General features: G+C 40.6%; 13 protein-coding genes. 4 read left to right on the top strand and 9 right to left on the bottom strand.

Translation table 11 applies throughout. The annotated features are described in order from the left end of the window. Positions 1-90: 90 nt before the first annotated feature. The 4 genes from CWB85_RS06015 to CWB85_RS06000 form a co-directional block, all read right to left on the bottom strand. On the bottom strand, positions 91-1650 hold the full coding sequence (locus CWB85_RS06015) for an AbgT family transporter (protein WP_016710270.1): 1560 nt from the start codon (positions 1648-1650) through the stop codon (positions 91-93). A gap of 153 nt (positions 1651-1803) precedes the next feature. Then, complete coding sequence (locus CWB85_RS06010; protein WP_138554387.1) at positions 1804-2079, bottom strand: YfcL family protein; 276 nt, start codon at positions 2077-2079, stop codon at positions 1804-1806. 2 nt (positions 2080-2081) lie between these two features. Further along, entirely contained in the window at positions 2082-3218 is a 1137-nt protein-coding gene (locus CWB85_RS06005) for an ATP-NAD kinase family protein (RefSeq protein WP_138554386.1), read from the bottom strand. Further along, positions 3208-3762 (bottom strand): elongation factor P hydroxylase, encoded by a 555-nt coding sequence (locus CWB85_RS06000; protein ID WP_138554385.1) that lies wholly within the window; start codon positions 3760-3762, stop codon positions 3208-3210. Before CWB85_RS06000 ends, CWB85_RS06005 begins: the two co-directional genes overlap by 11 nt. Positions 3763-4017: 255 nt before the next feature. On the opposite strand from CWB85_RS06000, the gene CWB85_RS05995 reads away from it, so the two are divergent. Further along, positions 4018-4719 (top strand): 2'-5' RNA ligase family protein, encoded by a 702-nt coding sequence (locus CWB85_RS05995; protein WP_138554384.1) that lies wholly within the window; start codon positions 4018-4020, stop codon positions 4717-4719. Between the two features lie 5 nt (positions 4720-4724). On the opposite strand, the gene CWB85_RS05990 is transcribed toward CWB85_RS05995, so the two are convergent. Then, positions 4725-5084, bottom strand: coding sequence for a DUF4112 domain-containing protein (locus CWB85_RS05990; RefSeq protein ID WP_138554383.1), 360 nt, complete (start codon positions 5082-5084; stop codon positions 4725-4727). A gap of 30 nt (positions 5085-5114) precedes the next feature. Then, positions 5115-5765 (bottom strand): glutathione S-transferase family protein, encoded by a 651-nt coding sequence (locus CWB85_RS05985; RefSeq protein WP_138554382.1) that lies wholly within the window; start codon positions 5763-5765, stop codon positions 5115-5117. A gap of 109 nt (positions 5766-5874) precedes the next feature. On the opposite strand from CWB85_RS05985, the gene CWB85_RS05980 reads away from it, so the two are divergent. Further along, a complete protein-coding gene (locus CWB85_RS05980) occupies positions 5875-6729 on the top strand; it encodes a LysR family transcriptional regulator (RefSeq protein ID WP_138554381.1) in 855 nt (284 codons plus the stop codon). A gap of 13 nt (positions 6730-6742) precedes the next feature. Here the strand turns inward: CWB85_RS05980 and CWB85_RS05975 are convergent, their stop codons facing one another. After that, positions 6743-8743: a winged helix-turn-helix domain-containing protein gene (locus CWB85_RS05975; protein ID WP_138554380.1), complete on the bottom strand. Its 2001-nt coding sequence runs from the start codon at positions 8741-8743 to the stop codon at positions 6743-6745. Positions 8744-8872: 129 nt separating this feature from the next. On the opposite strand from CWB85_RS05975, the gene CWB85_RS05970 reads away from it, so the two are divergent. After that, complete coding sequence (locus CWB85_RS05970; RefSeq protein WP_138554379.1) at positions 8873-10882, top strand: spermidine synthase; 2010 nt, start codon at positions 8873-8875, stop codon at positions 10880-10882. A 78-nt stretch (positions 10883-10960) separates the two neighbouring features. On the opposite strand, the gene aroC is transcribed toward CWB85_RS05970, so the two are convergent. Together aroC and prmB are read right to left on the bottom strand one after the other, a co-directional pair. After that, positions 10961-12058 (bottom strand): chorismate synthase, encoded by a 1098-nt coding sequence (gene aroC, locus CWB85_RS05965; protein ID WP_138554378.1) that lies wholly within the window; start codon positions 12056-12058, stop codon positions 10961-10963. Positions 12059-12125: 67 nt separating this feature from the next. Continuing rightward, entirely contained in the window at positions 12126-13061 is a 936-nt protein-coding gene (gene prmB, locus CWB85_RS05960; protein ID WP_138554377.1) for a 50S ribosomal protein L3 N(5)-glutamine methyltransferase, read from the bottom strand. Positions 13062-13193: 132 nt separating this feature from the next. Here prmB and smrB point away from each other — a divergent pair, with 132 nt between their 5' ends. Further along, complete coding sequence (smrB, locus tag CWB85_RS05955) at positions 13194-13751, top strand: endonuclease SmrB (protein ID WP_016710258.1); 558 nt, start codon at positions 13194-13196, stop codon at positions 13749-13751. Positions 13752-13759: the final 8 nt, after the last annotated feature.

Raw genomic sequence — 13759 nt, 5'->3', positions numbered from 1 at the left:
TTGTTTAGTTTTTCATAAAATTTAAAACTAAAATAAAAGCCTCACCATTTTCATGATGAGGCCCCCTTTTTAAAGTTTACGTCCTAGTTATTAAGGTGCTATAGCAGGATAAACGTAACTTGCATCTAAGCCTAGTGGTATACCTAATGCCCAGTAGCCGAGTAAAAATAAACTCCAACCGATCATAAAAGCGATTGAGTATGGCAGCATCATGGCGATCAGCGTGCCGATGCCTGTGCCTTTGACGTATTTTTGGCAATACACCACGACCAGCGGGAAGTACGGCATTAATGGCGTGATGATGTTTGAACTGGAATCGCCTACTCGGTACGCCGCTTGGGTTAAGTCCGGTGAAATACCCAGTTGCATCAGCATAGGCACAAATACAGGGCCTAGTAACGCCCATTTAGCAGAGCTCGAACCCACAAATAAGTTAACAAAGCCCGTTAAAAAGATGATGCCCACAACAGTTACTGCACTAGGTAATTGCATGGCCTTTAACAACTGTGCCCCTTCTATTGCCAATAATGCGCCTAAATTAGATTTACTAAACGCGGCAATAAATAAAGCACAGAAGAACGCCATTACAATGTAATACGCCATGCCGCTCATTGCTTTGCTCATGGCATCGATCATATCTTTAGAGCTTTTAAAGGTGCCAACGGTAAAACCATAAACCGCACCCGGTATCCAAAACAGTAAGAAGATGAGCGGTACAATTGACTGCATTAACGGTGAACGGAAGTTAGTGAGCGAGCCATCAGCGCTGCGCATTGCTGAATCTGCTGGTGCTGATACAAACGCTAACAACGCAAGCCCTGCAACCATCACAGCACTTGCAATAAAAAACGCGCGTTTTTCATCACTACGGGCATCTTCAAATACAGGTAAGTCTTCTTTATTGCCATCAAGTGGGGTGTTTTTTAACCGTGGTTCAATAATTTTATCTGTAATGTACCAACCTAGTAAAATAATGAATAAGCTTGAAGCGGAGGTAAACGCCCAGTTATTAAGCGGGTTAATCGACATCGCTGGATTGATAATTTGTGCTGCACTTTGGGTAAAACTTTGCAGTAGTGGGTCGATCCCTGATGGAATAAAATTAGCACCGAAACCACCACTTACTCCAGCAAATGCGGCGGCAATACCGGCAAGTGGATGGCGTCCTGCGGCATAAAAAATAACTCCCGCCAGCGGAATAACTAATACGTAACCCGCATCAGTGGCTGTATGGCTGACAATTGCCACGAGGATAATTGACGGCGTGAGTAGCTGCTTAGGTGTGACTTTAAGCATGAGCTTCAAACCGGTATTAATAAAGCCTGAGTGTTCGGCCACACCAACACCTAGCATTGCCACTAACACCACACCTAATGGTGCAAAACCTGTAAAGGTTTTGACCATTGACGATAAAAAGGTCGCCAATGAGTCGCTTGCCAGCATGTTATTAACAATAATGGCTTCGCCTGTACGTGGATCGATAGCGTCAAAATTAACGCCCGATAACCACCACGACAAAAACCAAATTAATAACATGGCGAACAAAAAGATAATTGCTGGATCAGGTAGCTTGTTACCCACCCTTTCTACAAAGTTTAAAAATCGTGCAACTAGCCCTGTCGGCATTGTCGCATCATTATTGTTATTCATTTCGCTTATTCCCTAGAAGTTTAACGTATATACACTACCGTAAATGCTACGGTAGGTAAATTTTAAGTGAATAAAAACTCACTTTTTAGGAACGTTATTATCTCAAGCGCACAAAAAAACGGCTAAAAAGCCGTTTTTTGTATGAGTTGAGTATTATGCTAATGCTTTTACTTCATCCCATAGTCTTACAACCAGGGCTTTATCTTCTTCATTAAGCTCGCCATTGCGATATGCCTTCACTAGGCTTTTTTCAACAGTTTCGTTAAGTTCATCAACTTCTAGGTTCAGTTCTTCAACTTGCGCATAACCTACGGCTAAATCAAAATGGCCGCGTAAATAACCACCGGCAAATAGCTCATCATCAGTGGCTTTGATCACTAAGTCGTCAAAATACTGTTGAGCTGCATCAATATAATTTACTAAACTCACTATTACTTCTCCTGTGCTTGCAGGCTATCTTGGTGACCCACAGCGTACATAACATGGTCGTTAAATCCGGTCGTTACCCGAATATAACCGCTTAATTCATCATCTAATTCGCTATCACCTGTATCGGCAATAAGCGGTCGGCCATTTAAAGCCTGTAATTTGGTTTTAGTTGCCACGACAATAATATTGTCTTTACCAACAGCGCGAATAAGTGCGGGGCTTAATTGCTGATTACCGCGGCCAAAAATATGCCCCTGCCCACCAATTAGGGTGATCACTAATTTAGTATTGCGTGCATGAGTAAGCTCTAACAATTGTTGTGCAGTCAGATCTTGAGCAAGTAAACTTTGATTTTCAACTAAATCAACCCCTAACAGGGTGTTTTCAAGCCCCATCTCTTGCATAATTGCTTCGACTGTTGAGCCGCTGCCCATCACATACAAGGTATCTTCTTCCATTTCACTAACAACGTGTGCAGCAATATCTGCTAGCACCAATTCATCGGTTTCTTTACCACCGTTTTTAACCGCTTGCACATAACGTACTTCACTCGGTACTTGCATTTCGCCATAACGTTTTGCTTTTACTGTTCCTTGACGAAACGCATCTTCGTCAATATCCATCACATCAGCATCAGCCAAGGTGACCAGCTCACCTTTCACTAGCATTTCAACAACTCGACCAGCCGCTTTTGGGGTAATGGCATAGACCCCTGAATGAATTTTACAACCTGCTGGGATCCCAAGCACGGGGACTGCGTCTTCTACAGCATGACAAATATTGCGTGCCGTGCCGTCGCCACCGGCAAATAAAATCAAATCAACACCTAACTGTTGCAAAAGTTTGGCTGCATTTTCAGTATCGTCAGCGCAGCTTTCATCTTCACATTGATAAACAACCTCGGTATTAAAACCAAGCTCTTTCGCTGTGTTCTCACCCATTAAGTCACTAACAGTATAAATTGTTATTTGATCTTGATAAGACAGCAATACCTCAAGTGCGGCTTTAGTGCGTAAATTGGCTTTCGGCTCTGCGCCAAGCTCTATTGCTTTAGCCGCAACATCGTCACTACCTTTAAGTGCGACACTGCCACCTAATCCTGCGACCGGATTAACGATTAAACCTAATTTAAACTGCATCACTAAACTCCTGAGGATGTTGCCATACAAACTGCGCCGCAGTTAAAGGCCATGGCGTGTTATAAAAATCACTTAACGCTTTTAAAAGTGCGGTAGTGCGAGAATTAAAGCCATTTTTTATTAATTGTTGAAGCTGTTGATGTACACGCTTTTGGAAATCAAATCGACAGGTTTGCTCACCATTTAAATTATCAACCGAGACATTAAAATCAAAACCCGCGGCAACACTCAGTGCCCACTCAATGGCCTGTGGCTTTACTTCAACCGCTTCAAACTCAGCCTGCTGCGCCTTATCGCGGCCATCAGGGCAATACCAATAGCCATAGTCCTCTACTAGACGACGTTTTTCTCCGGCCACCAGCCAGTGAGCAATTTCGTGCAAGGCACTGGCGTAGAAACCATGCGCAAACACAATTTGATGAAACGAGGTATTAGCATTAGCGGGAATATAAATAGGCTCATGCTCACCTTTAACCAAGCGCGTATTGTGACTTTGGTAGAAAGTGTGTTCGAAAATAGAAGTAAGATCGGCTATTTGATGCATATAATTCTGTTATTTCGCCTCGAAAAAATACAATGCGTACACGCTAAATCGAGGCGAATTGTACGGGCTTTTACTCAGAATGTAAAAATTGATAATGGTAGCAGGCCTCACACGTTGCTGTCTTTGTATCGCAAATTTAACGTTTAGGCTAAGGACATAAAATTTACAGTTATCTATCTCCTTTTATTTACTGTGCAGGCAAGAACCCTTACTCTTTGCATTTAATCTGTAAATTTAAGAATGAAGTTATCTCTCATGTTCAAATTAGCTTTTATAAAACAGCCTTTACGTTTAGTTGTAACGTTAATTGGGTTACTTTTCGTGTCCTTGCCCACTTTTGCACAAAGTATCAGCATTAATATATTTGCCATTCCTTCAAAGCCAATTATTAACTTAGTTGAACAAACCAGCGAAGCATTAAAAAAACAAGGGATGATTAGCTTTTATGAAAAAGGCATGCCTGTTCACGCTACTTTATATTTAACTGATTTTGCAGAGGGTTCGGAGCAAGCAATTAAACATGCGGTCGAAAGTATTACTAAGCAACATCAAGCATTTACTATCACCGCACAAGGTTTTAGTGTGTCACAAAGTAATTGGGCATTTATTAATTTGCACTATTCATCTGAGCTACAAAGGCTATCTGACGAAGTAACACTCGCCATTGAGCCATTACGTGATACAAACGCGGCCGTCCCAAGCTGGGTTAAACACTACCCAAATAAATTAACGGCATTTGAACGCTATGGTAGTCCTAATGTATTTCAAAATTTTCAGCCACATTTAACATTACTAGCGAACGAGAAAAACCCAAACCTCGCGACGGTTAATGACTATATGCAAGCTCATCCCCCATTTGCAGAGGGCAAAATTATCGGTATTGGTATTGGCATTTCAGACCAGTTTGGCCAACAAAAACAAGTAATTGCCGAGTACTTTTTTAATAGTAAAAAATAAACCCGCTATTCTACCCGTTCTGCTAAGTGCTTTTTCAATAACTTCGTATTACGGGTATTGGCTTTAAAAAACATATCAAAAATATCGCCCACTATAGGAATTAGGCCACCAAAAAAATCAATCAGCATATTTGTGATTATCCGTAATTTAACACCCCAACTAACACCTAAACGCTGCGCTTCAAAAAGCACATAACTTGATAAAATTAGACCTGCTAAATCGCCTACCCCAGGCAAAATGCCAATCAGAGACTCTGCACCTAATTTAAAATTGGTAAAAGGAATACCAATACTACTATCGGTAAAACGACTAAACCTTTCTAACCGCTTTAATGCCCTCTGATGTGATAGCTCAATCTGTTCCATACGTATACACTTATCGATTAACAATTCACTTTAGGTAACATCAATACCCGCTTCATCGCAAGCAACAATATCTGTTTCTTTGCCTGATTCAATGATCCACTGTTGTAAAGTAGGGCAACTTAAAACATGCTGGCAATATTGCTCTGCTGCAGCTGACAAAACTATTTGATAGGTTTTTAGCCTAAGCACAACCGGAGCGTACATGGCATCTGCAATACTAAACTCACCAAACAACCACGCATTGGGGTAACACGCTTGTTGTGTGGTAAAAATTTCATCAATGCGCGCTAGATCTTTTTTTGCCGCCACAGATAACTCAACTTTGCGCTTAGCGCGTATATTCATCGGCATTTCATTACGTAATGCCATAAAGCTCGAATGCATTTCAGCGCTTAAGCTGCGGGCTGTCGCTCGCTGTGCACGCTCTTTCGGCCAAGCTGCATTAGATAAATAAGTATCATTGATGTATTCACAAATTGCCAGTGAGTCCCACACCTGTAAGTCACCATCTATCAAGGCGGGGACTTTTTGTACTGAAAAATTATTTTTAAGCGCTTCATAAAACTCAGGAGTATCTAACACGAGTTGTTTTTCAGTAAAAACAATATTGAATTTACTCATTAAATACCATGCTCTAAGTGACCACGTCGAATAGTTTTTATTACCGATAAATAATTGCATTTGTGTTCCTTGCTAGTGTTTAATAGCCTCACTATATAGCAGTGTTAAACTAATTACTTACCAATAGTTTTTATACAATACATAAGTAAAATTGATAAATGAGTTAACTATGGATTTAGACGCCCTGCGCACTTTTTGCGCCTTTGTTGATACTGGTAGCTTTACTCGTGCAGCACAACAGGTATGCCGCACCCAATCAGCGGTCAGTATGCAAATGAAAAAACTCGAACAAGAGCTGGGTAATCAACTATTTGTAAAACAAGGACGACAACTGGTTTTATCTACCAGCGGCATTCATTTAGCAAGCTACGCAAAGCAGCTATTAGCACTGCATGGTGAAGCCTATAAACAACTTAAAACCGCTAGCGGACAAACCCGTGTGCGCTTAGCCTGCCCTGACGATTATGCTGGGACGGTATTAGTGAAAGTTGTGGCATTACTGCATAAACATATACCGCACCTTGATCTGCAAGTTAGTTGCGCGCCTACCAATCAGCTCAAAGCACAGCTAGATCAAGGCTTACTTGATATGGTAATAGCGACGCGCTCACCCAGCTCAGAAGAAGGTTACTTTTTACAAGCAAGTAAAGGTGTGTGGGTTAAAAGCCCTAAATTTAACTATCAACCCGATATGACTTTGCCTATTGCGATATTTCAGCGTGATTGCAAATTTCATCAAGCAGCTGTAGAAGGATTATTAAAGGCCGAGCGCCAATTCAACATTATTGCCTGCTGTGGCTCCGTAAGCGCACTCACTGCACTGGTGCAAGCTAATCTGGCCGTTGGTGTGATGGCTGAGGTAAGTAACACTAATGGACTAATGGTGATTAATGATCCAGCTCTACCACCTTTGCCCGTTATTGATATTGTGTTGCTTCATGCTGATCACGCTCCTCACAACCCTATAAAAAGAGAATTAGTGAAACTAATAGCGCAAGATTATTCACTAAACATGTCAATTTAGGTGTCTAAAGGCGCTACCGTAACCTCACCAAAGTGCGTGTTCGCTTCGGCTTGGTAAGATATAAAAACTGCGTACTATCATGTGAAGCATTGATTAGCATATTGCCCTTCTCATTCACTATATGCCGTACTTCTGAGCGAGCACTGTGTAAATTAAGCATAGTGAGCAGATAGCCATCGTGTTGCTCTGAGGTAATATTCAATGTTTGATCATCGACCGCCAGACCGATAATATCGTTGTCATCAGCCTGCCATAGTTGCTCAAAGCTGTTATCATGAGCGAGTCTAAATACTTGTTTGTTGTTAGAAAAGTAAACCCGATCATATTTATCTAAAGCCATTGCATAACAAGCCAACCGCTCCCCTTGGCCAGTGAATGGCGTTAAACTTAGTGTTTGCATGTCTAATTTTGCTGGATGAAATGTAACACCGTCTTCAGAGCGATATGAAACTAATATCGCATCTTCGTTATTAAACTTTTCTCTGAGATAAAATGAATGATGTGGATGAGGTATTTCTTGATAATCACCGCTATTTAAATCTATGCGAAATAGCTTATCTTTACTTGCCGTGATCACTTCTTCGCCGTTTTTTGACCAAACCACCCCAAACAGCTCTTCATTATTTGGGTTTGCAAAAATAAGTGTTTGCTTACCTTGCTCATACAGAAATAGTTGCTTTAAACCAAACCGATGAGATTCAAATACAAATTTACTTGAATCAGGCGAGAATACAGGTAAGAAATCAACCGATGAAGTATCAATAAGCTTTTCATACTGTTGAGGTGTTGTATTGGTGCTGCGCAAAATATCAACATCAATATTAACAAGCTCCATTAATATTTCTTCACCCGATGGGGTATAACTCGCATCTCGGATAATTTGATAATTATTAAATGCAATATCAGTTGAATTACCCTGTCGATCGATAAGCACTAGTTTATTGGTGTTGCTTATTAACAGGTATTCCCCGCTTGGATGCCAACTAAGGCCCTGAATACCATTTTCAACTATAGCAATTGCTTTGCTGCTATTATCCGATAAATTGAGTATGTCAATGCGGTAGTTATTTTGCCCAGCCTCGTAACCTAGTGCTAATTGCGTTTGATCTGGCGACAACGCATGTAACTTTAACCAGTCTTGACCCACTGATGCTTTGATTACTTTTTTTCGTTTGGTTTCTATATTGGCAAGCGAAAGCTGCGTTTCATTGTTATTTTTTTGTCGCTCAATAAAATAAATCTGATTGTTATTAGCCCACTGTAATTGCTGACTAGTAACTAAATATTCTTTAAATTCTAGTATCTTACTATAACTTAAAGTCGTTAAATTAAGCATATCCAAATTAAAATACGCCAATTGTACTGCATCATTATATGTTTCTATAAAAGCGAGCGCACGATCATCAGGGCTCCAACCTAAACTAGTGTAAGTCGAAGGGTTACGAGTTAATTTTACTTCTTTACCTGTTTTAAATTCTTTTAACCATATGTGTTGTTTATTATCATCGCCGCGCACAAACGCAAGATAATCTCCACTATGGGATTGCGATTGATAAGACTCATTCTCTTCATCAGAGGTTACAGGCACAAGCACAGAAAAGTCGGTTTTTATGATCTGTTTAGAAAAACTAAACCAGCCTCCAGCTATACATATTACTGTTACAGCAATAAAAATGAATATCGGCCATTTTACACCTTGCGAACTTTCTTCTTTATCAAGTTCAAGGCAGTAACCCCGCTTAGGATGAGTAATAATAAATTGCGGGCTTTTTGAGTCTTCTTTTAATGCTTTGCGCAGTAAAGCAATATTGCGTTGTACGTTACTTGGACTAAAAACAGCGTTAGGCCATACAGCGGCAAAAATGTCTTCTTGGCTAACCACCTTACCACGCTGAGAATACAAAAATTGGAGCACATCCATGACCTTAGGTTCCACAACTTGTTCACTTTCAGCTGACGAAATTTTACACCGACTAACATCAACATCAAAATTTCCTATACGAAACCCAGTCACTCACAACTCCAATAAATATATATAAATCATAGATTAAGGTTTTCTTAAGATAAACTCAAGGGTTATTACATTGCTGAATAAATGAGTTAAGTCGATGGTTCGTGCACCATTTATTACGTAATAAAAAAGATGCAACGGATATTATCAACATTCATTATTTTTGTGAGCGCATTTTTGCTCTTTCAAGTTCAACCTATCTTATCAAAACAACTGCTTCCAGAGTTTGGTGGCGGTGCTTCGGTGTGGTCTAGCAGCCTATTTTTCTATCAAGGTATGCTCTTACTTGGCTATTTATATGCCCACTTATTAAGTCGTTATCAGCTAAAAAACCAACTTCTTACCCATACTGTACTTGTGCTTTTATCAAGCATCATTACCTTTAGCCACCTTGATGTTACTAAGTTTTTACTGCTCCCCCCAACCACCTTAGTATTCGCTAAACTGTTCGTGCAAGTCGGCCTTGCTTTTATATTACTCAGTGCCACCAGCGTGCTTTTACAACGTTGGTATATTGAATCAACCCATTCAACAGTCCCGTATCATTGGTATTCACTTTCTAACTTGGGATCACTACTTGCTTTGATGAGCTACCCATTTATTTTTGAAGTGACATTGTCAATCAATGAACAAAAGCACTATTGGATAGTGGGGTTAATCACTTACTGTACCCTGCTACTGTGCTTGCTTTATGTATTGTTTAGAAATGGTACGCTTATACAGCAAACAGCTACGGCGCAAAAAAATCGCTTGTTCGTTAAACCTAACGTGCTCTGGATCGCATTTTCCGCAACCAGTTCAATAATGCTGATTGCAACAACACAAATGATCAGTACTAATATCCCGCCTATGCCACTGGTCTGGACTTTGCCCCTAGCAATTTATTTGCTGACCTTCAGTTATACTTTTGCCTCTGTAAAAAACTATCACCGTACTCATTGGGCTTATTTACTCATACTCAGTGTATTTGCAGGCCTCATTATGTTTTTCCTCGGTAGCCAATTTAATGCCCTTGCTCAACTACTAATTTATGGCTTTATTTTGTTTATTGTTTGTATGATCTGTCATGGTGAACTTAGGAAGCTCGCACCCGATGGCTCACAGCTTACTGTATTTTACTTATACATCGCTTTAGGTGGTGTGATAGGCAGTTTATTCAGTGCATTACTGGCCCCGGTATTATTTACACAAATAACAGAGTACATTGTCGCCTTAGCTGCGATACTCACGTTATTTATTTACCTACAATTCGCAGAAACCGAAAATTTATCAGTACTTTATAAAACGACTTTACTCTCTACGCTGTTGGTTTGGGGCGCAAGTTACAGTTATTTGTTTATAAATTTTAATCAATACAATTTGGCCTCTGAACGAAACTTCTATGGGTATGTCACCGTCAAAGACATTACAACCCCTGATCTTGCTGAAAGACGGTTAATTGATGGCACAACCATTCACGGCTCGCAGCCACTTGATCAACACACTGAGCTTAAAAATAGCTATTATCATCAACATACTGGTATCGCCAAATCACTGTCTGCGTTAAAAAAACAAGAAAACCTCAATATAGGCATTGTAGGTTTAGGTGCAGGCGTATTAGCAAAGTTTGGCGATAAACACGATAGAATCCGTTTTTATGAGCTTAACCCTGCGGTTTATACTATGGCGACAAGTTATTTCTCGTATTTACAAGATAGTCCTGCACAAATTGAAGTTGCCATTGGCGATGGCAGAATCACCTTAACCGAAGAAGTAAAAAATAAAGCACCATTGATGAACGCACTGATCATTGATGCTTTTTCTAGTGATGTAATTCCAACTCATTTGCTCACTGAAGAAGCATTTTCATTATACTGGCAGCGTTTAACGCGTAATGGTTTATTGATCCTACATATATCCAATAACCATATTGATTTAATGCCGGTGTTACAAATACACAGTAAACGTTTTAATAAATCGCTGCTTAAATTTAAATATACGGATACGCAATTAGGATCTGAGTGGGTTGTACTAACCAGTAATCAGGCATTCTTAAACTCTATAGCGATTACTGATCTATCACCCGTTACCCCCTATTTAAAAACACGTATTACACAATGGACAGATCAGAAACACAGCCTGCTCCCACTCCTTAAGCTTTGATATATGAAACCGTTCACAACAAAAAAGCGCGACATATAGTCGCGCTTCTAAATCACTCTAAATACAATTAACTAGCCCCTAAATTGAGCCTTTAATTGGCCCATGCTCATGATGAACATGCGGGTTTTGCCCACGTTGGCGCAGTAAATGGTCCATTAATGTAATCGCCATCATGGCTTCCGCTATTGGGATTGCACGAATACCCACACAAGGATCGTGACGACCTTTAGTGATCATTTCCACCGCTTCGTTTTCGGTGTTAATACTGTTACCAGGAATAGTAATACTCGAAGTGGGCTTAAGTGCAATCGATGCAATAATATCTTGCCCTGTAGAGATACCTGCAAGCACGCCACCTGCATGATTTGAAGTAAAACCATCAGGTGTTAACTCATCGCGATGCTCTGAGCCTTTTTGCTCAACCACATCAAAACCATCACCAATTTCAACGCCTTTTACTGCGTTAATACTCATTAATGAGTGAGCAAGCTCTGCATCAAGCCTATCAAATACTGGCTCACCTAAACCAACGGGTACATTCTTAGCGACTACTTTTACTTTAGCACCTACTGAATCACCTTGTTTTTTAAGGTCACGCATGTATTCATCAAGGGCTTCAAGCTTGCTAGCATCAGGGAAGAAAAATAAATTGTTTTCAACTTCATCCCAATCGTAACTTTGCGCTTTAATTGGCCCAAGTTGACTTAAACATGCACGTACTTCAATACCATGAAATTGCTTTAGGTATTTTTTCGCAATAGCCCCTGCCGCTACGCGGATAGCTGTTTCTCGCGCAGATGAACGGCCACCACCACGGTAATCGCGCAAGCCGTATTTATGCCAATAAGTGTAATCGCCATGACCTGGACGAAATACATCTTTAATTTTGCCGTAATCTTTTGAACGCTGATCGGTATTTTCAATCAATAAACCAATGCTAGTACCGGTGGTTTTACCTTCAAATACACCAGAAAGAATTTTTATTTGATCGTCTTCGCGGCGCTGTGTTGTATAACGACTTTGCCCCGGTTTGCGACGGTCTAAATCAATTTGTAAATCAGCCTCTGTGATTTCAAGGCCTGCGGGCGTGCCATCCACAACACCGCCTAGGGCAACGCCGTGGCTTTCGCCAAAGGTGGACACTTTAAATAGTTGCCCTATGCTATTACCTGCCATTAACTTTCCTCATTCCTAATGACTACTAAGTACCGAGCCTTAGGCTCGGTTTTAATTTTTATATTGCTCAGTCAGCGAAATATTCAACTAGCTGCTTTTTGCTGATCACAAATACGCCTAAGCCACCTTGTTCAAATTCAATCCATTCAAACGGTGCGCCAGGGTAAAGTGCATCCATGTGTACCATAGAGTTACCTACTTCGACAAATAACAAACCGTTATCAGTTAGATGATCTGCCGCTTCACTCAAAATTGTACGAGTAACATCTAGACCATCATGACCTGACGCTAAGCCAAGCTCTGGCTCGTGGTGGAATTCACGGGGTAAATCAGCCATATCTTCGGCATCAACATACGGTGGGTTGGCCACGATAAGATCATACTTTTGACCAGGAACACCACTAAACACATCTGATTGAATTGGTAAAACACGATCATTCAACTGATAATCAGTAATATTAATATCGGCCACTTCGAGTGCTTCATACGAGATATCAACGGCATCAACTTGTGCTTCTTCAAACGCTTGTGCTAGTGCGATTGCGATACAACCAGAGCCTGTGCATAAATCTAAAATGCGGTTAACTGATTGTGGCTCTTCAAGCCAAGGGGTAAAACGATTATTGATCAGCTCTGCAAATGGCGAGCGTGGTATAAGAACACGTTCATCCACATAAAAAGGCATATTTGCAAACCAAGCAATGTTAGTCAGATATGGAACAGGAGTAAAATCGTTAATACGCTCAGCGATTAAGCCTGCAAGGCGATTTTTTTCGGTGCTGGTTAATCGTGCATGCATTAGTTCTTTTGGTGCATCGATCGGCAAACTTAACGCCGGTAGTAATAGGCTAACAGCTTCATCCCACGCGTTATCAGTGCCGTGACCAAAGAAAATACCACTACTAGCAAACTGGCTGGTTGTCCAACGAAGCCAATCGTGCAATGTTGAAAGTTCTGCAACAGCTTCATCTAAGGTTGCTTCTTCTATTAGTAATTCGCTCATGTGTTCCTGCCTGCTACTTTCAAAATATTAACTCAATCGGGGCGCATCATTGTCCCCATGATTGCCCTATTGTAACGCCTTTTCTCTTGCTTTTTCCTCGATTTTTAGCATTTTTTTGTTTAGACTGCCGCCATGAAAAAAGATCCTTCCTCAAACAGCCAAATCAGCACTGACGACATTGACTTGTTTCGTCAAAGTATTAGTGGTGCCCGTGTGTTTAAACAAGACACTCACCGTTTTGCCAGTAAACCTAAAGTGTCACAAGCTAAGCAATTTGCCCAGCAAAAAAAGCAACATCAGTCAGAATTTTTCTTTTCTGATGAATATGTGCCAGATATAGACACACATGGCACAGTTAATTATGTGCGAGAAGGCCATGACCGATTTTTAGCTAAACAACTGCGTCGTGGGGATTTTATTCCTGATTTAACATTAGATCTGCACGGTTTAAATAAAGAAATCGCAAAAGATGAGCTAGCGGGCCTAATCCATGAATGCAAAAAGAAGCATTATTACTGTGCCTGTGTAGTGCATGGCATTGGCGGACATATCCTCAGACATAAAGTACCGCAATACCTTGTACAACACCCAGATGTTATTGCTATACACCAAGCGCCTCTTGAATATGGTGGTAAAGGCGCGGTACTTATTTTAATAAACTTACCACAAAGCGATGAATTTAGGCGTTAATAACACGC

This window comes from Pseudoalteromonas sp. S1727 (genome assembly GCF_005886375.1).
In the GTDB taxonomy this organism is placed as follows: Bacteria; Pseudomonadota; Gammaproteobacteria; order Enterobacterales; family Alteromonadaceae; genus Pseudoalteromonas; species Pseudoalteromonas haloplanktis.
Note: the sequence above shows the minus strand (reverse complement) of the source record. Positions and strands in the feature narration are given on the sequence as shown.

What these genes read in the sequence shown, in the direction of transcription:
- CWB85_RS06015 (WP_016710270.1), bottom strand. Translation starts at nt 1,650, where the DNA reads ATGAATAACAATAATGATGCGACAATGCCGACAGGGCTAGTTGCACGA.
- CWB85_RS06005 (WP_138554386.1), bottom strand. Translation starts at nt 3,218, where the DNA reads ATGCAGTTTAAATTAGGTTTAATCGTTAATCCGGTCGCAGGATTAGGT.
- CWB85_RS06000 (WP_138554385.1), bottom strand. Translation starts at nt 3,762, where the DNA reads ATGCATCAAATAGCCGATCTTACTTCTATTTTCGAACACACTTTCTAC.
- CWB85_RS05995 (WP_138554384.1), top strand. Translation starts at nt 4,018, where the DNA reads ATGTTCAAATTAGCTTTTATAAAACAGCCTTTACGTTTAGTTGTAACG.
- CWB85_RS05990 (WP_138554383.1), bottom strand. Translation starts at nt 5,084, where the DNA reads ATGGAACAGATTGAGCTATCACATCAGAGGGCATTAAAGCGGTTAGAA.
- CWB85_RS05985 (WP_138554382.1), bottom strand. Translation starts at nt 5,765, where the DNA reads ATGCAATTATTTATCGGTAATAAAAACTATTCGACGTGGTCACTTAGA.
- CWB85_RS05980 (WP_138554381.1), top strand. Translation starts at nt 5,875, where the DNA reads ATGGATTTAGACGCCCTGCGCACTTTTTGCGCCTTTGTTGATACTGGT.
- CWB85_RS05970 (WP_138554379.1), top strand. Translation starts at nt 8,873, where the DNA reads ATGCAACGGATATTATCAACATTCATTATTTTTGTGAGCGCATTTTTG.
- aroC (WP_138554378.1), bottom strand. Translation starts at nt 12,058, where the DNA reads ATGGCAGGTAATAGCATAGGGCAACTATTTAAAGTGTCCACCTTTGGC.
- prmB (WP_138554377.1), bottom strand. Translation starts at nt 13,061, where the DNA reads ATGAGCGAATTACTAATAGAAGAAGCAACCTTAGATGAAGCTGTTGCA.
- smrB (WP_016710258.1), top strand. Translation starts at nt 13,194, where the DNA reads ATGAAAAAAGATCCTTCCTCAAACAGCCAAATCAGCACTGACGACATT.